This window comes from Kordiimonas lipolytica, assembly GCF_001550065.1.
On sequence record NZ_LRUB01000007.1, the window covers coordinates 49,976 to 67,451 of the forward strand.

The following is a 17,476-nucleotide window of genomic DNA, read 5'->3' on the forward strand; positions in this document are numbered from 1 at the left end:
CCGGTGCCAGCTAATACGAAATCCGAAGAGGACGCTCTATTGGAGGGGCTACCTGTAATTGATACAAGCGATATCGGGCTTGAACTGGATGACGAAGACCTGCAGCAACTCGGGATGGATTTCAATATTCAGAAATCTCCTCAGACTGTTTCCAAGCCGGAGGCGATCAAGGCGTTTAAGGCCGCCGAGAAGGCGGCTAAAAAGATGGACTGGGGAAACGTAGCCAAGCATTTGTTGATTGCCTGGGATGCGGTACCGAACGACTTGGGACTCCTGACTTTGCTGGCTCACTCACTGGTACAGCTGGGCGTGCGCGAGAAGGCGATTGCAGTGTTAGAGCGGGCGCTCAAATATCATGAGCCTACGCCTGACATCTGTGCCATCATGCTTGAGCTGGCGGTAAAAATGGAATTTTACGACATTGCCATCAAAGTCGGGCACCAGTTGATTGCGATGGATGCTGATACCCCATCCCATTTCGTCAACCTCGCATCGGCCTATTCGGGCGCAGAACGGTATGACGAGGGTATAGAACTGTTGCAGGCTGTTTTGCCGCGGTTTCCAAAGCATGGCGACTTATGGAATGTCCTGGCTACGATGGTGCGTTTTCGCGACGGGATTGGGCCAAGTTACGTGTTTCTGGATGAGGCGCTGCGGGTTGACCCAACCAATTATAAAGCCCTCAGCAACTACGCGCAGTCATTGACCTTTGACCTGCGTTTGGAGGAGGCGCTGAAAATGGACGCACGGGCCATGAGGGCTAATCCTTCAAATCCCGAACCGTTTCTTGGTGCAGCACAGTTACAGTTTTACTTTGGTAAACTTGACAAAGCCTGGGATAATTACACCAGAAGGCTCGATCACACTCGCCGCCTGAACCAAACGCAAATCTTTACGCATAAAGTGCCGAAGTGGAAAGGCCAGGACCTGGCCGGAAAATCTCTCTTTATATTGGGGGAACAGGGTATTGGCGATGAAGTTATGTTCGGGACCTATATGACCTTCCTCTATGAGCAGGTAGAAAAACTTTATATTGGTTGCGACTACAGGCTCGTATCCATTTATCAGCGGCGTTTTCCAAACGCGACTGTCGAGGCCTACCGGGATGCCTTTGCGCACAACTATCGTTATCGGTCTTTCCCAAAAATTGAATCGGATATGGCTAAAGGCGAAATTTCCATCGACTATGCGATTGAGGTCGCCAGTTGCCCGCGTTTTGAATGGACTAAAACTGCAAATATCAAACCTCATCCGGCTGGGTATCTGGTACCAGATCCTGAACTGGATGAAAAATTCAAGGATAAATTGGCAGCAGCAGGCAGCAAACCGAAGATTGGGATTGCCTGGCGAAGTGGTAACCTGACCGGCCTTCGCTCAGGAATCTACGCCAGTATTGAGGAGTTGGGTCCTCTCTTTGCTTTGAAAGATGAGGTGGATTTCGTAAATCTCCAGTATGGGGAGTGCGCTGACGAATTGGTGCGCGCAAAAGAGTTGTTCGGCGTTGACATTATTCAATTCGATGACGTGGACTTGAAAAAGGATATTGAGGCTAACCTGGCTATTATGAACAATTGCGATTTTGTTGTTGCAGCGGTAAGTGCACCGGCAATCTTTTCTCAAGCCATTGGAACCAGAACAGTCTTGTTGACCCAGATTGCTCCATGGTGGTGTTTTGGTGACCGGGAAAAGATTCCGTTTGCGCCGGGCACGACCTTTATCGACGCTCAAGGTGGGGTTTCTTGGGCGGAGGTTGCAGAGTTCGCGGCGGATACCATTCGTCGAAACCTGGGATAGCCGTTTTGAGCCAGGAATTATTTATCTCTGAGGTGTCCAGCAACCATGCGCAGAGCCTTGAGCGCTGCATGGATTTTATCGACGTGTCAGCTGACATCGGTTGCGATGCCGTAAAATTCCAATTGTTTCGGATCGATGAGCTTTTTGCTCCGGAAATCCTCAAATGCAGCGAAGAGCATCGTCGCCGGAAACATTGGGAACTCCCTGTTGAATTCCTAAAGCCGTTGGCAGAGCGCAGTCACAAGAAGGGAATGCAGTTTTCGTGCACGCCTTTCTACTTGGAAGCGGTCGAGGAAATGTTGCCTTATGTAGACTTTTACAAGATCGCTTCCTATGAAATGCCGTGGGATGATCTGATCCGGGCCTGTGCCCAAACGGGCAAGCCTCTCGTGATGTCTACCGGCATGGCTTATTTAGCGGAAGTGGCACACGCAGTTGAGGTTTTTGAGCAAGCGGGTGGCCGTGACCTGACGCTGTTACACTGCATTTCGGGTTATCCAACACCCCTTGAACAATGCAATCTGTCTGCAATTGCCACGCTGCGGGATGCATTTGGATGTAAGGTGGGGTGGTCAGACCACAGCCGCAATCCACTTGTTGTATCTCGAGCGATTGAAAAATGGGGCGCCAGTGTCATTGAATTCCATTTGGATATCGACGGTGCAGGGGCAGAATATGAAACAGGGCATTGCTGGCTGCCTGAGGAGATTGCCCCGGTTATTGCGTTCCATCGGCAGGGGACACTTATTGATGGCAGCGGGGAAAAGGCCCCTACAGCTGCGGAGATCGAGGATCGACCTTGGCGCGCGTCCCCTGATGATGGCCTGAGGCCAAATAAGAGCGTGAGGGCGCAATGGGCCAGCAAGTCCTAGCTGTTATCGGTGCAAGGCTTAATTCCAGCAGGCTCCCGAAAAAGCAACTTCGTCCTCTCTTTGGAGAGCCGGTGATCAGTCATATCGTCCGCCGGCTGCAAGCGGTTCCCCATATCACCGGAATTGTGATTGCGACCACAGACGAGACTTTCAATGACGAGTTGCGTGAGTGGGCTGAAAGCGCGGGTGTCGACTGCTTTTCTTATAGCGGTGACATTGATGATGTCGTGGGGCGGGTAGACGCCGTTGTGCGGGACTATGACCCGGATCTATTGGTATATATCTGCGGAGACTGCCCTCTGATTGAGCCTGTGACATTGGACGGTATGATCAAGGAACTATTAGCGCACCCTGGGGCCGAGTTTGTCACATTGACGCCCGCCCCCGACGGTGGCCGATATATTCATGAGGGCTTCGATGTATATCGGCGGAGTTTCTGGGACAAGATTGCTCAGGCCTCGACAGAAGCATACGAAAAGGAACATTTGGCGTCCGCCTACCATCATTCTGGCAAAGTAGACCCAACCGGAATCTGTTATTTTGCCGAAGATCCCTTATATGCGACGGTAACGCACCGCATTTCGATTGATACCTACTCAGATTTACAGTTTATGCAGGCTGTTTATGATGCTTGGTATGAAAGCCATAGCAGCGATACGATTGTCTCTTTATCTTGGGTGATCTCCATGCTCCAGAAGGGGCGGTGGCATGATATTAATGCCCATGTGCACCAAAAACATGTTGGTGAAGAGCCGCCATCCGTTTGCTTTGTTGTTGAAGCCGGGCAGGGCATAGGGCTTGGTCACCTGGCACGCATGATTGTTCTGGCAAGGGCTTTTCAGGACTGCTATTCGGCATCGCTTGAATTCCTTGTCAAATGTGATGCACTCCCGGAACTGGATTTTCAGGGTGTTCCTGTTGCTCGAATATCCGATGGCACAGATGTAAGGGGCCTATTGCTTTCCAAGCTTCAGGGCGCCGATATCTTGGTTCAGGACCTTAAGGGAGCCAACTTCGATTTTGCAGACAGAGAAAAAGACGCCGATAGCGATTGTTTCATTGTCTCGATTGACAATCCGGACATTGGGCTTGAACCAGATTTCCTCATGATGCCCAGCTTTGTAAACGGCCGACCCGATTTTCAACCTTCAAGCTTTGGGTGGAATCATTTTCTGCTCAGGCGGGTGGTACGGAGGCCAGACACGGTGAGTGAAGTGAAGCGGGTTATTGTACTTTCTGGCGCAGGCTTGGCCGGAGAACGAGCGAAGCAGCTCGCTTCCGGACTGATGTCGGGACTACCCAGAAGCGTCACCGTTTCCTGGGTGATATGGCCCGGTACGGCTGATCCCCTTGAAGGGCTTGGCCACCAAAACTGGAAGCCTGTGGAGGCCTCCCCAAATCTGGCCGGTGAGCTCGCGTCCTATGATGCGGCAGTCGCGGCGTATGGTGTCAGTTTCTTCGAGTGCCTAAACGCCGGGTTGCCGACTGTGGTGTATGATGCTTTGGGGACGGTGTCCGACGGCGAATGGCGGGCCTTGGAAGAGGCAGGTGTGGCAATGCCTGTCGATGACCTGGAAGAAATAGGCCCCGTTCTATCGAAATTGATTTCCGACAGCGCTTTGCGTCAGCATCTGATCAAAACCGCGACCGGGAAGCTAACGAATGATGGCGGCCGGGAAGCCGTGACGTCCATCATGAAGGCATATTTAAAGAAAAGGGAGACGTGACATGAAAGCGTCGTTTTCAGCACTTAGTCATGCCAGCTGGGGCAAGGAAGACAGCACCTATGTTTCAGAACGTGCTTGCCCGGTATGCAGCACTGATCAGACACGCGCTGTGGAAGCGTTGCCTGGGTTGCAGTTTTTCACAGATCATCCTGATGTATCCAAGCAGGCTGACGTTTGTCAGGTTCAGTGCCGCAATTGCCTTACGCTTTTCATGAACCCGGCCTATTCAGATCGTGGGTTTGAAGTCCTTTTCTCAGAAGCCGGCAGATCGTACGGGGACGGTGGCGGCCGTCATGACGAACAGATCGCGTGGCTCGACAAAAATGGTCTGAAAAATGAGACGTTCAGCTATATGGATATCGGTTGTTACGAAGGCCAGTTCCTAGCACAACTTCCTGTAGGCAGGCGCTTCATTGGGGTTGATTTCGACGGACCGGCCATCGAACGGGCGAAGAAGAATTACCCTGGCGATGAATATCTGTTTTTGCAGGGGCGTTTTGAAGAGATCAGCTTGGATGAACAGGTGGATGTTTTCACAATGTTCCATGTTCTGGAGCATCTACCAGATCCGGTTGGCGTTCTACGTGTGTTGAGGGATTTTTCCCACGAAAAGACTGCGCTTGTTGTCGAGGTTCCTGTGCTTGAACTTGGATTTACGAACGACATACATGGGTTCTTTTCGCCTCAGCACCTGACCCATTTCAGCAAGCATACGCTTCGTCAAACCTTTATGCAGGCAGGTTGGCGTATCGCGGAAAGCCAGGATGCAGCGGACTATAATGGGCATCGTGTCATTGCCTATCCGGACGATCATGTTGGTGAGATTACGGCGGATTTTGAAGACTATTCCAGGCTTCATGCAGTAAGGGCCAGCCTTAGCCAGGCTTTAATCGATGCGGAAAAAAGCATTTCGCAATTCCCGGCCATGTCGCAGATCGCGATCTGGGGAGCGGGAATGCATCTCGAGTATATTTTGCAAAGAACTACTTTCTTTGAACGCTTTCGGGATGCTGAATTTCTAGCGGTTGATTCAGATCAGATGAAACAAGGACGGACTTGGCGTGGTATCGAAATAAGGTCACCTGATTGTCTGGAAGAATTTGACTGGGCTGAAACGGGGCTGTTGATATCCAGTTATGGCGGGCAGGAAAAGATTTATGAGCTGGCCATTGCGCGCGGCATCCCAGCATCTTCCATAATGAAGCTCTATGACCGCGTAACAACTTATTAGGCCACGCCCCTATCTATATAGAGGCTGATGCAACAGGTCGCGGTGTTTCCGCGACCTTTCTTTTTATTTAACCTGCGCGCGAGGGATCGGAGTGTCGGCCGGCAGGTCTTCAACCATCGTACGACCCAGAATCGCGTCAACTTCCATGCCGGTGAAAAAGTCGGCTGCATCTGTCAGGGGTTGCTTGCAAACAATGTCGCCATCGCTGATTGTCTGGCCTTTTTTTAGCGCCCGGCTGGAACAGATGGAAACATGATAGTTGTTCCGCGCAGCAAATTCGCCCGCTTGCAGCGGCTCAGCCACTCCCCGCGCCTGATGCAACCGCTTCAGGTCCATGGCAAGTGATGCAAACTCATCCGGTAGCAGGCTGATGGTGTGGTCAAGCCCCACCATGGCACGGTTCAGGGTGAAATGGCGCTCGATTGCGCAAGCACCAAGCGCTGCAGCCGCGAAGGAAAGGGCAGTGCCAGCCTCGTGGCCGCTAAAGCCGACAGGCAGCCCATAGCGGTCCTTGATGGTTTGGATTGTGTCCAGTTTTACCTGGCTGTCCGGTGTGGGGTAGGCGCTGACGCAGTGGAAAAGCATCAGTTGGTTGTCTTTCAGGATTTCAACAGCCTTGTCGCGTTCCTGCCAGGTAGTGCCGCCAAGACTAAGCATGACCGGTTTGCCGGTATCGGCAATGGCTTCCAGAAGTGGGGCATTCGTCAGGCTGTGAGACGCAATCTTGATGAGGTCGATGTCGACTTTTTGCAGGAACTCCAGGCTGACAAGGTCAAATACTGAGGAACAGAAAATCTGGCCCAGACTTTCGGCATACCGCTTGAGCTCAATATATTCATCCAGCCCAAGTTCCAGTTTTTCCCTTACATCCCGCTGCGTTCTGCCAAAGGCAGGACATTTGGGGAAAGGGGCATCAAGAAAGGCTGCGGTGGCAAGCGCGGATGGTTCGCGCTTCTGGAATTTTACAACCGAGCTGCCGCTCAAGACGGCTGCGTCAATCATCTTTTTGGCCAGATCAACGCTGCCATTGTGGTTCAACCCGATTTCCGCAATCAAATGGCAAGGCAGGCCTTCGCCCATGTCAATGTTGCCGATAGAAAAGATCTTATTGGTCATGATTTGCTCTTTCCAAATGGTGTTGCGCAGCTGGCATGCCTATTTCCGGGCCAGCCAGGCGCTGAATTCTGCTTGAATTTGCTCTGGAGCGGGTGGGTTGGGAGTGTCTTCTTTGCCGGTAGCGATTTTGATCACGGTTGCCTGGGGCACTTTGTCATCCAGGAAAAAAGTGGGTTGTCCGCCTGTCGTTTCATAGCTCTGATTATCCAGGACGTAATAGGTCAGGCCTTCCAAAGGCAGCATACAACTGCTGGCCAGGCCCATCGCGGCATTTCCGTCTCCATCCACTACCACAACGTCAATATCCGGGCGCGCCTGTTTCAGGCCAACTCCCACGCTCAGGGCTTCGCCCATACCATGCAGCAAATAATAATTTCCTGGGCGGTGGCAGAAATGGGCGGCCTCGCGCGAGGTCAGGCCATTACTGTATATGATGGCCGCAGTGGGGTGTTTGTCCTGAATGGACTGGATCGCTTCAACTCTATTCACTGACATTCCCCCTGTGCATGAGAACGGCGGTTACTTTTTCCTGCGAAAACGCTACCTGGGCCGCAAGGGAAAAAGAGTCACAGCCCAAAACCTGAAAATCAAATACAGTGACGTCAAAGGCGTCTAGAACGGTCAATGACTTCTGCCCCCAGTGGTGATGCTGGGGCTCCTCCCATGGCAATTCGCCACGCGCGGTTACGACCATCACAAGCCCTTGCCGGTAGAGATGCTGAAGCCCGAAAAGGGCATCGCCCAGCAACCCAAGGCCGGAATTCTGGATAAGGAGGCATGGGCGCTTGCCGCCCAAACGCGCGCCAAACGCCAGCTGTGAACAGTCGCGAGACCTCTATTTTCCAACTATTTTCAACCAGCATGTTGGTACCGCAGCTCGGCCTCGTGCAGCGGTTATGCATTGTCATATGTAGCCCAATGGGCCTGTTGTGGATATGATAGACACGTTTGATATCCGTGTCGGTATTCAGACGGGAAACATATTGATTACGCTTGTAAGCTATATCAACGCAATGAATAAGCTTGAGGCTAATGAGCCCGATGAGGCAAATTCTGAGTTTGTAATGGACATAGGCAAACTCTATACGGATATGACAGCGGAAGAGAAACGATACGCGTTGGTTCATGTCGCGCCAATTTGGTATTCCCGCTTTTATTGCAAGTGGTTGCGGTATACGAGGGAGTGTGAGGAATTGGGTAAAACCGCACCGCTCTGGATGACGTTCAGGGATCTTTCCGAAACGTCAGAGAAATTGTTGGCAGCCCTAGTCAAGCATTTTGACCCCATTTACTCCTATACCGACGCTAAAGTTCAAGCGGCCTTGGACAAGACCCTCAGTATAACAGACCAAGTGCGCTTCAACAAAGGCGTTGGAGGGCGAGGTGAAGCATATTTCTCTGATGATGAGAAAGAGACCATATACAACATCATGAAAACAGCAGGTGAAGAAGATTTGCGGAAATATGGTGTGCTATGAACGTCTAGTCGCTTGAGGCCGTAGTGTTAACCGAAGTACATGCCGCCATTCACATTAAGCGTCTGACCGCATATATACCCTGCATCTTTGCTGGCTAGGAACACACATGATTGCGCAATCTCCTCGGTGCGCCCCAGCCGACCCGCGGGGATGCTGGAGAGTTTTGCTTTACTGGCGTTATCCCCGAGTTCCGCTGATGTCATGTCTGTTGGGACGAGCCCGGGGGCGATGGCGTTACAGGTAATGCCATCCCTGCTATAGAGACGTCCCATAGACATGGTCAGATTGATCAGTGCCGCTTTTGATGCAGCATAGTGGACTTGGCGCTCGCCACCCCATTGCCCTCCAATGGAAGCGATATTAATGATGCGTCCCCACTTTTTAGCCTGCATGGACGGCAAGCATAATTGAATGAGTTGAACTGCCCCCATCAAGTTGCAATTCAGCATAGACATCCAGTCAGCATCCGTCAGATCCATAAATGATTTCTCTTGCGCCATCCCGGCGTTGTTCACCAAGATGTCCGGACTGCCATACTGGTCTGTGGCAGCTTGAATGGTAGCTTCAGCTGAAGAGCGGTTGCCATTTTCCAGTGGTAGTGCAATTGCTGCACCTTTATCCGCTTCTATTTGCTTAACTACCTCTTTGGCTTTTTGGTCTTCAGTGTGGAACGTCAGTGCCACATTGGCACCAGCGGCAGCCAAAGCGCGGGCAATGCCAGCCCCAATGCCGCGCGATCCACCTGTCACCAAAGCGTTTTTTCCCTTGAGATGGGTCATGCATCCAATCCTTCTCGGTGCCACATTTCATCAATTTTCTGGCCAGCAAGCAACATGGGCGATACATCCTCAAAGGGGTCAATCATACAATGAACAAGGCATGGGCCCGCAGTCGCAAGAGCATTAGAAACGGTTTGTTCAACTAGCGCGGGGTCCGACAGCGTATAGCTTGTCATCCCATAGGCTTTCGCGATTGCAGCGAAATCTGGATTTTTCTTGTCGCCGGTCGTCAGGTCAACTTCCCAGTTAAACAACTGGAACTGGGAAACAATAGCCAGGCGGGCATTGTCCAGAAGGAAAATCTTGATCGGTAGATCGTGTTCAACAACTGTCGCCAATTCCTGAATATTCATCTGTAAAGACCCGTCCCCGACAAAGCAGATGACATGAGCGTCCGGCATGGCTAGTTGGGCGCCAATGGCTGCCGGAAGGTCATAGCCCATGGTTCCGTGACCTGCTGAAGTAAGCCATGAACGAGATGGCAAGTCATAGTCAAAATGGCGCGCGGCCCATTGTTGGTGGGAGCCAACACCAGATGTAACAATGACTTGTGTGGCATTGACCTGATTGCTGACTGACTCAATAATCGCTTGTGGCTTCAGCTTAGAATGGTCGAAGCGGTAGCAGTGCTCACTGTGCAGATCCTTTATCCTGCTTAGCCAAGAAGCTTTCTCTGAGATTTGTTTAACTTCTAGGGCACTCAACAGCGCCTGAAGTCCTGTTTTTGCATCGCTTTGAATCGTGATGTCGCAAGGCACTCTGCTATGGGTTATTTCAGTGGGATCGATATCAATTCGGCCCTTCCAGGCATCTGGAGCGAAATACTTCAACTCTGTTCCTGTCTGGCGTACGTCCAGGCGAGTGCCAATTGCCAGGATTACATCGGCTTCCTGGATCGCTTTTCCTGCGGCCTGGCTACCAGTGTGGCCGTGAAATCCCAATGCTTGGGCATGCGCAGTAGGAAAAACACCCAAGGCCGGTAAACTCTGGCTAACACCGCAACCGCATTGTTCCGCCAGTTGCCTAAGCTCTGATATGGCGTCACCAATCCGTACACCGTTTCCTGCCAGGATGAGCGGGCGCTCTGCAGAAGCCAGTTTGCCGGCGATTTCCTGGATGGCTGTTTCGTCAATTTCTGTGGCGGCAGTAGGTGTTTCTGCTGCAGTAGTAGGCGCTATTCGATCTGTGGCAGATCGCTGGACATCCATTGGTAGATCAAGAACCACTGGGCCTTGTCGGCCTGACAACATCACTTGATAGGCTTTATGCAAAGTGTCGGAAAGGTCATCTGGGCTATGGGGCTGGAATACGGCCTTGGCAATAGGTCTGCAGAGGCTGGGGGTATCTACTTCTTGAAACCCTCTCTGGCGTAGCTTTGGGCTTCCAGCAAGATCCCCAGTGCCGACCTGTCCGGTTATGAAGAGCACTGGGACAGAGTCGAAAAAGGCGTCCGCCAAGGGAGTGACTGCATTCGTTACACCGGGCCCCGAAGTGACCATGCAAACCTGCGGTTCACCTGTCAATTTCGCGGCGGACAGAGCAGCAAAGCCTGCGCCTTGTTCATGTTTGGGAACAAAAAGGTCAATATCGAGCTTATGTAGCTCGTCCAGTACGGGGGCGATCGTGCCACCTGGATATACGAATACTCGGTTTATTCCCCTTTCCTTGAGGAAATCAGCAATGACTTTTGCACCTAGGGCCACAGCGGTATCATCTTTCTTGGTTTTGATTGATTTTTCTTCATTAATATACGCATTTAGAGTGAAGCTACAGGAATCTTGAAGGCGCGGAAAGGAAGTTTTTTGGGACGCAAAACCATATTGTTGATTGGCGGCGGCTTGGAAGCAGTTGAAGGTGTAATCCAATTGAAGGAGGCCGGGTTCTTCACTGTTGTATGCGACGGCGATAGCCAAGCACCCTGTTTCAAAGTTGCTGACGCAGCGGTTGTTGCAAGCATTTATCATGCTGACCAATGTGTTCCGGCCGTGGCAGATTTTCACAACAATATACGTTCGATTGACGGCTTGATCGTTATTGCTGTTGATGCGCCCCATGTGGGCGCCCGTGTTGCGGAGCACATCGGAATTCCTGGGCTGCCTGTTCCTGTAGCCGACCGAATGGTCGACAAGGTGGCAATGAAAGAGTGCCTCCATGGCGCGGGCGTCGCTGTGCCGGATTTCGCATTGGTAACCCATGTGTCGGGTCTTCACCATTATGTGGAGCGTTGGGACAAGATTGTCGTAAAACCTGTCGATAGCCGCGGTTCCAAGGGGGTTTCAATACTAGATTCTGGAGGGGACGCTAAATGGGCCTATGAGCACGCATTGACCCATTCTCCGACCGATCGCGTCATGGCGGAACGCTTTATTGAGGGGCGCCAGTTGAGCACAGAGAGCCTCGTGATAGATGGTATCACTCATACCCTCGGTATGGCTGACCGAAACTATGAGTTTTTGGAAACCTATGCGCCTTATGTCATTGAAAACGGGGGCGATCTGCCGACCAGCCTGTCAGATGATATCGTGGCAGAGGTTCGGGCAGTCCTTGATACGGCCTCGGCAGCGCTAGATATTGCTTCCGGCCCAGTTAAAGGGGACCTTGTGGTCGACAGGACCGGAAAGATTTATATTATTGAATTGGCAGCCCGGTTGTCTGGCGGGCACCTTTGTACCTTCGAAATTCCCTATTCCACTGGGGTTGAGCTCGTGACGCTGGCCGGTAAGCTTGCTACAGGATTGCCGGTGACAGATCAGGACTTGCAACCGACAGAGAACAGGCATGTATGCATCAGGTTGTTGTTTCCTGCGAATGAGGGAGAGGTTGTCAGTCTGTCTGGGGTTGACGCAGCGGGGAGGGCACCGGGCGTCTTAAAGTTGATTGTTTGGGCGGTTCCAGGAGCGCAGTGTAAGCTGCCTACCAATTCCGGTGGGTCCCTCGGGATGGTGATTACCACAGCAGAAAATCGGGAGGACGCCCAGCTGAGAGCTCAAGAAGCATTGAACCTGATCAAGTTGGATATTAGCTAAAAGCATGCCAGGACCCATATTATATACAGTTTTCCACCTCAATCTGGCTTTTTCATCAGTTGAAGTAGAAGAACGCAAGACCGTTGTAGAGCGCTGTTATTGGCCCTTGTTGCGCCTAGCGCAGGAAGAAGTCCCGATTGGCCTTGAAGTTACAAGTTTTACGCTTCTTGAAGTTCAGAAGATTGACCCCGACTGGGTCAAAACGCTGAAAATTCTGGTCGAAGAGGGAAAAGTTGAACTGATTGGCAGTGGTTTCTGCCAGATTATCGGGCCGCTTGTGCCGGCAGAATTGACCCGCCAGAACCTAAAGTTGGGCCTTGATGACTATGAAGCGTTGTTAGGGTGTCGCCCCACTGTCGCGCTGATTAATGAACAGGCTTATTCCAGTGGTCTCCTGCCGCTTTATAAAGAGGCAGGTTTTGATGCCGTTATGATGGACTGGGCGGAGCCTGCCAGCCACAACAAGAATTGGGAAAAGACGTTCTCCCAACGGCCACAAATGATTGCCGGAGCTTGCGGCACAGAGTTGCCGGTCATTTGGTCCGACGCGATTTCTTTTCAGAAGTTTCAGCGCTATGCCCACGGGGAATTGACTGCTGAAGAATATTTTGGCTTCCTTTCCGAGCAAATCAACAGTGGGGCCAAGGCAATCCCTGTTTATACCAGTGACGCCGAAGTGTTTGATTATCGCCCCGGGCGGTTCGCGGCAGAGGCGCAGCTTGAGGCCATTAGCGAGTTCGAACGCATTAGATTGCTGCTGACAAGTCTCAAAAAAAGCGACGATGTTGTGTTGGCTCTGCCAAGGGAAGCCCTTGCCGCTCTTGAAGATGGCCAGTCGCCGCCTCTGCGTCTTGATACCAGCGCAGTACCTGTGCCGGTAAAAAAGCAAAGGAAATATAATCTGACACGCTGGGGGCTGACAGGACGCGCCGATTTGAAGCTTAATACCCACTGCTGGCGGCTATATGAGGGCTTCGCTGACGGCACCTTGGCGCCTACGCAGAATGATTGGCGGCAGCTGTGTCAGATGTGGGCGAGCGACTACCGAACTCATATTACAGGCAAGCGCTGGCTGGAACTCGCCGATAATCTGCCTGCCATAGAGGTCAGGGAACCGGAACCCCAGAGCGACAGGGGCACCGACCTGCCGCCCAATCTCTCGGTCCAACGGGTGGGCCGGTTCCTCTCTATTGAAGGGGATGGAGCCCACCTTGTTCTGAATATGCAGCGTGGACTTGCAATTCAGTCATTTGGCCTTGGGGCAGCGGGCGTTGCCTTGTCTGGCAAGCTACCACAGGAAGGGGTCATAGGAACGCTGGCTCACGGTTTCTTTGAAGATATCGCTTATGGCGCTGATTTCTACAGCGGCCACTTTGTGATCGAGCCGGCATTGTCTCACAAGGTAACCGATCTTGCCAAGTGCGAGCCAGAGGTAGCCTGCTGTGTATCAACGGGGCAGGTGGAAATTATTGCGAGAATCGCCGCGGGAGGCAGTAGGATTCACAAGACGATACGTGTGGACCTGAAGGCGCGTACCGTTGACATCAGTTATGAGTGCAATGAGTTGATGGCGCAGGCCGCATCCAAAAGGCTCGGGTTTGTAACTTTGAATCCCGACTTTTTTGATCGGAAGACGCTGTTTTATGCCACCCACAATGGTGGAGAGGTGCTTGAACGTTATCCTCTCTTCAGAGATGGCGAGCTTGTTACGGTGGACCATGGCGCGCCGGTGTCACGGCTGGTGTCGGCTTCATCCGCCCTGGGCACAACCGAAGGCCGCCTATATCTTGGGGATGCTGATCATTACGTGTGTGTTGAGATGAAGAGGGCAGATTGTGCCGGCCTCGGCATGGTGGCCTGCGCGCCGGTGCGTGGAAGCTTCTTTCTCCGCGGGTACATGAGCGTTGGTGAGTTGGACGAGACCAGCAAATTCGACGATCCGGGTTTGGACGCCAAGATTGCACCGATGTCCTTGCGTCAGCGTATATCTCTGGGGAAAACAGCTAAGCTATTATAATAAAAGAATTGTTTAAGAAATCATTTTCCGGTGATAGGGTGGTGTCGAAGTGGTCAAGGAGGCAAACGGATGGCAACTTTATCCTTTGACGAATCTAAGTGTGATCTTGCAGGCAAGTCGGTGCTTATCACAGGTGGGACCGGTTCGTTTGGGCGCACACTGCTCAAACGACTGTTGACCCATTACAATCCTCGTAGGATCATTTTATTCGCCCGTGGTGAGTTCAGCCATTTTGAATTGCAGCATTCCCTGTCCCCTGAGGAACAGAAGAAAGTTCGCTTTTTCATAGGTGATGTTCGCGACCGTGATCGCCTGACGATGGCAATGCGGGATGTGGACATCGTTGTTCATGCCGCTGCGCAAAAGCAAGTGCCGCTTGCCGAGTATAATCCATTCGAATGCATCAAGACCAATGTGATTGGCGCAGAAAACGTGGTTCAGGCCTCGATCCGTGCGGGAGTGAAACAGGTCATCGCACTGTCGACAGACAAGGCGGTGAACCCGATAAACTTGTATGGTGCCAGCAAGCTGGCTTCTGACAAGATTTTTGTTGCTGCAAATTCACTGGCTTCGGGTACTGGCACACGGTTTGCGGTTGTTCGGTATGGGAACGTACTGGGGTCGAAGGGCAGTGTAATCCCGTTTTTTCGCGGCCTTCTCAAGCAGGGCGCGACAGAACTTCCGGTTACGGACGAGCGTATGACACGCTTTTGGATCACACTTGAGGAAGCTGTCGCCTTCACGTTGTCCTGTCTTCCAATCATGGTAGGCGGGGAAATTTTTGTACCTAAGATCCCGTCGATGAAGATTACAGACCTGATCGAAGCCCTCGCTCCTGACATGCCACAGAAAAAGGTAGGTATCAGGCCAGGTGAAAAGTTGCACGAAATTATGATCACGGAGCACAATGCCTATAACACCGTGGACATGGGTGATCGTTATGTCATTGAGCCGGAATGGAGCTTCTGGAAGCGACCGACGCTTGTAGAAAAGGGATATCCAACCATGCCGGAGGGGTTTGAATACGTCAGTGACAAGAATGACAGCTGGATGTCTGCGGAAGAGCTGAAAGAGGTCCTCAAGACGATCCCCGAAGGTGGGCAGTAGCAGGAAAAATGGCAGATACATTTCTACCGTATGGGCGGCACCAAATAGATGAGGATGATATTGCTGCTGTCGTTGATGTGCTCAGGAATGGCGCACTGACATGCGGTCCCCAGGTAGAAGCATTTGAGCAGGCCTTTGCCCATCAGGTAGGTGCGTCAGAGGCCATCGTCTGTTCAAATGGAACAACAGCACTTCATCTTGCGATGATAGGGCTGGATGTTGGCCCCGGCGATGCCGTTATCGTGCCCACCGTGACATTTTTGTCCACCGCCAATGCTGCTCGCATGGCTGGCGCAGACGTTGTATTTGCCGATGTATGCCCAGACACCGGCCTTCTGACAGTAGAAACGCTTAAGGCAGCTTTTGCGCGGGCATCAAGTCCGATCAAGGCCGTTTTGCCGGTTCATTTGAACGGGCAATGTGTCGATATGGAAGAAATTTCCGCCCTTTGCCGAGCAGAAGGGGTCGCTATCGTGACCGACTGCTGTCATGCGCTTGGGGCGTCATATAAAGGTTCGGTTACTGGCGCGCCAGGAGACGGCCTTTTCGAGGACTTGGCCTGTTTCTCGTTACACCCTGTCAAATCGATAGCGATGGGGGAGGGGGGCGTAGTCACCACTTCCGACAGTGTGCTTGCGGCGCGTATGAGAATTTTGCGCAGTCAGGGCATGGTGCGTGATCCTTCAGCCTGGCAACAGGCAGAGGCCGCGTTTTCTCCGGATTCAGGAGAGCCTAACCCATGGTACTATGAAATGCAGGAGCTGGGCTATAATTACCGGGCGACTGATCTTCAGTGTGCGCTTGGACTTAGTCAATTGAAAAAGCTGGGTTCTTTTGTGGCTCGCCGACGAGAAATCGCAGCAATCTATGACAGGCAGATTGAGGCGCATCTAAACAGTGTGGTGCCAATTCCGTGCACAAAGCTGGCGGATTCTGCCTGGCACCTCTATCCGATCCTGATTGATTTTAAGGCGCAAAAGAAAGACCGGGCGACAGTGATGTCGGAATTGTCTGCGCTGGGGGTGGGAACACAGGTGCATTACATCCCCGTTTCTTCGCAGCCCTATTATGAAGGCCTCTATGGTAAGCAAAGTTTTGCAGGGGCTGAGCGCTACTATGAGCGTGTCCTGAGCTTGCCGATATTCCCGGCAATGTCTGATGATGACGTAGCCCGCGTGGTGGAGTGTCTGGGGAAGATATTGCGCTAAGCGCCGGATTTCAGAAAGTCTGAATAGAAACTCACGAGGTTATCGCTTGGGCGAAGCCCCGGGCTTTCATTTGAAGCCCGGGTACAACGCTGGCAATTACGTCATGAAGATGTGCCATCATTAGCCCTGGAAGAGGGAGAGGATGGACTGTGGTGATTGGTTGGCGATCGACAGTGCCTGAATACCCAGCTGCTGCTTCACTTGCAGAGCCTGGAGGTTGGCGCTTTCCTTAGCCATGTCTGCGTCGACCAGGTTCCCGATACCTACCTCGATAACATCGGCCAGTTTGCCGGCGAAGCTACGGTTCTGTTCAAGGGAAGTGGAACCTGCGCCAAGCCTGGTCAGTACAGAGTTCAGGTTGTTGATGGCATTGCCCAAGTCGGTCACAGCAGACGCTGCTGCAGTCTGCGTCGAAATGTCCTGAGCGGCAGAGATCGGAATATTTGCGCTACCGAGCGTCAAATCCTGGTGGTCAACAGTCAGAGTCTGGGTTGCATCGGCGTTGGTGATGGCCACAATCGCATCGGTGCCGCTGTCGATCAGATTCGACCCGTTGAACTCGGCATTGTTGACGATTGTAGTAATCTGATCGCGCAGAGCCGCAAAGTCTTCCGACAGGGCGTTCCGGCTTGTGCTATCAAGGCCCTGGTCGGCCGCGGCAACGGCTTTCTCTTTCATCTCCAAAAGGAGGTCGGAAATGGCGTTCGCTGCTGCAAGCGCAATGTCCACAGTGGAAATACCGCGGTCAAGTGACTGTTTAACAGCGTTCAGACCTTTAAGGTCACCACGCAATTTTTGCGCGATAGAAAAGACGGCTGCGTTATCTTTTGCAGACGAAATCTTGAGACCAGTGTTAATGTGGGTCTGGGTAACTTCCAGATCCTTACTGGTGGAATTCAGGTTGCGAAGCGCATCAAGGGCGCTGGCGTTTACATTAATTGAAAAGGTCATTTGAACCTCTCCTTTTCATGACGTTTTTACCCAACCGATCTCTCGGCTTTCCCCTCTAAATGCAACAGGTGTGCCAGTTTTTAACTTGCAATAAGCCATTGAAATATAAGGATAAAAATGAATCTTTAGTTTTTCGAAAAAATTGTCGGCAAAAATGGTCCTGTTGGAAT

At 52.0% G+C, this 17,476-nt stretch carries 15 protein-coding genes; 10 read left to right on the forward strand and 5 right to left on the reverse strand.

The genetic code is table 11. The features are described from left to right. Positions 1-3 precede the first annotated feature (3 nt). The 4 genes from KORM41_RS04015 to KORM41_RS04030 are packed head-to-tail and all read left to right on the forward strand — an operon-like array spanning position 4 to position 5,624. Positions 4-1,794: a tetratricopeptide repeat protein gene (locus tag KORM41_RS04015; protein ID WP_068144899.1), complete on the forward strand. Its 1,791-nt coding sequence runs from the start codon at positions 4-6 to the stop codon at positions 1,792-1,794. Positions 1,795-1,799: 5 nt separating this feature from the next. Then, positions 1,800-2,666, forward strand: a complete 867-nt coding sequence (locus KORM41_RS04020; protein WP_068144901.1) for an N-acetylneuraminate synthase family protein — start codon at positions 1,800-1,802, stop codon at positions 2,664-2,666. Then, entirely contained in the window at positions 2,648-4,393 is a 1,746-nt protein-coding gene (locus KORM41_RS04025; protein ID WP_082719732.1) for a cytidylyltransferase domain-containing protein, read from the forward strand. Before KORM41_RS04020 ends, KORM41_RS04025 begins: the two co-directional genes overlap by 19 nt. 1 nt (position 4,394) lies before the next feature. Further along, a complete protein-coding gene (locus KORM41_RS04030; RefSeq protein WP_068144908.1) occupies positions 4,395-5,624 on the forward strand; it encodes a class I SAM-dependent methyltransferase in 1,230 nt (409 codons plus the stop codon). Positions 5,625-5,687: 63 nt separating this feature from the next. Here the strand turns inward: KORM41_RS04030 and KORM41_RS04035 are convergent, their stop codons facing one another. After that, positions 5,688-6,740 carry an N-acetylneuraminate synthase family protein gene (locus KORM41_RS04035; RefSeq protein ID WP_068144911.1) on the reverse strand — a complete coding sequence of 351 codons (1,053 nt, stop codon included), beginning with the start codon at positions 6,738-6,740 and terminating at the stop codon, positions 5,688-5,690. A gap of 39 nt (positions 6,741-6,779) precedes the next feature. Continuing rightward, entirely contained in the window at positions 6,780-7,235 is a 456-nt protein-coding gene (locus tag KORM41_RS04040) for a thiamine pyrophosphate-dependent enzyme (RefSeq protein ID WP_082719733.1), read from the reverse strand. A gap of 151 nt (positions 7,236-7,386) precedes the next feature. Here KORM41_RS04040 and KORM41_RS21690 point away from each other — a divergent pair, with 151 nt between their 5' ends. Beyond that, positions 7,387-7,560 carry a hypothetical protein gene (locus KORM41_RS21690; protein ID WP_156431887.1) on the forward strand — a complete coding sequence of 58 codons (174 nt, stop codon included), beginning with the start codon at positions 7,387-7,389 and terminating at the stop codon, positions 7,558-7,560. Positions 7,561-7,669: 109 nt separating this feature from the next. After that, the gene (locus tag KORM41_RS04050; RefSeq protein WP_156431888.1) at positions 7,670-8,218 is read left to right on the forward strand and encodes a hypothetical protein; all 549 of its coding nucleotides are present in this window, start codon (positions 7,670-7,672) and stop codon (positions 8,216-8,218) included. 26 nt (positions 8,219-8,244) lie between these two features. On the opposite strand, the gene fabG is transcribed toward KORM41_RS04050, so the two are convergent. Continuing rightward, positions 8,245-8,997 carry a 3-oxoacyl-ACP reductase FabG gene (gene fabG / locus KORM41_RS04055; RefSeq protein WP_068144926.1) on the reverse strand — a complete coding sequence of 251 codons (753 nt, stop codon included), beginning with the start codon at positions 8,995-8,997 and terminating at the stop codon, positions 8,245-8,247. After that, positions 8,994-10,862, reverse strand: a complete 1,869-nt coding sequence (locus KORM41_RS04060; protein WP_068144929.1) for a thiamine pyrophosphate-binding protein — start codon at positions 10,860-10,862, stop codon at positions 8,994-8,996. Before KORM41_RS04060 ends, fabG begins: the two co-directional genes overlap by 4 nt. Here KORM41_RS04060 and KORM41_RS04065 point away from each other — a divergent pair. The 4 genes from KORM41_RS04065 to pseC all read left to right on the forward strand — a co-directional run bounded on the left by KORM41_RS04065 (position 10,800) and on the right by pseC (position 16,355). After that, positions 10,800-12,023, forward strand: coding sequence for an ATP-grasp domain-containing protein (locus KORM41_RS04065; protein WP_197420955.1), 1,224 nt, complete (start codon positions 10,800-10,802; stop codon positions 12,021-12,023). The genes KORM41_RS04060 and KORM41_RS04065 overlap by 63 nt on opposite strands. 4 nt (positions 12,024-12,027) lie before the next feature. Next, positions 12,028-14,040, forward strand: coding sequence for a hypothetical protein (locus tag KORM41_RS04070; protein ID WP_082719735.1), 2,013 nt, complete (start codon positions 12,028-12,030; stop codon positions 14,038-14,040). A 69-nt stretch (positions 14,041-14,109) separates the two neighbouring features. Continuing rightward, positions 14,110-15,147 (forward strand): UDP-N-acetylglucosamine 4,6-dehydratase (inverting), encoded by a 1,038-nt coding sequence (pseB, locus tag KORM41_RS04075; protein ID WP_068144937.1) that lies wholly within the window; start codon positions 14,110-14,112, stop codon positions 15,145-15,147. 8 nt (positions 15,148-15,155) lie between these two features. Next, positions 15,156-16,355 carry a UDP-4-amino-4,6-dideoxy-N-acetyl-beta-L-altrosamine transaminase gene (gene pseC, locus KORM41_RS04080; protein ID WP_068144940.1) on the forward strand — a complete coding sequence of 400 codons (1,200 nt, stop codon included), beginning with the start codon at positions 15,156-15,158 and terminating at the stop codon, positions 16,353-16,355. Between the two features lie 120 nt (positions 16,356-16,475). On the opposite strand, the gene KORM41_RS04085 is transcribed toward pseC, so the two are convergent. After that, entirely contained in the window at positions 16,476-17,306 is an 831-nt protein-coding gene (locus KORM41_RS04085; RefSeq protein WP_068144944.1) for a flagellin, read from the reverse strand. Positions 17,307-17,476 lie beyond the last annotated feature (170 nt).

Coding starts and splice junctions, on each gene's coding strand:
- KORM41_RS04035 (WP_068144911.1), bottom strand. CDS start 6,740: ATGACCAATAAGATCTTTTCTATCGGCAACATTGACATGGGCGAAGGC.
- KORM41_RS04040 (WP_082719733.1), bottom strand. CDS start 7,235: ATGTCAGTGAATAGAGTTGAAGCGATCCAGTCCATTCAGGACAAACAC.
- pseB (WP_068144937.1), top strand. CDS start 14,110: ATGGCAACTTTATCCTTTGACGAATCTAAGTGTGATCTTGCAGGCAAG.
- pseC (WP_068144940.1), top strand. CDS start 15,156: ATGGCAGATACATTTCTACCGTATGGGCGGCACCAAATAGATGAGGAT.
- KORM41_RS04070 (WP_082719735.1), top strand. CDS start 12,028: ATGCCAGGACCCATATTATATACAGTTTTCCACCTCAATCTGGCTTTT.
- KORM41_RS04025 (WP_082719732.1), top strand. CDS start 2,648: ATGGGCCAGCAAGTCCTAGCTGTTATCGGTGCAAGGCTTAATTCCAGC.
- KORM41_RS04030 (WP_068144908.1), top strand. CDS start 4,395: ATGAAAGCGTCGTTTTCAGCACTTAGTCATGCCAGCTGGGGCAAGGAA.
- fabG (WP_068144926.1), bottom strand. CDS start 8,997: ATGACCCATCTCAAGGGAAAAAACGCTTTGGTGACAGGTGGATCGCGC.
- KORM41_RS21690 (WP_156431887.1), top strand. CDS start 7,387: ATGCTGGGGCTCCTCCCATGGCAATTCGCCACGCGCGGTTACGACCAT.
- KORM41_RS04085 (WP_068144944.1), bottom strand. CDS start 17,306: ATGACCTTTTCAATTAATGTAAACGCCAGCGCCCTTGATGCGCTTCGC.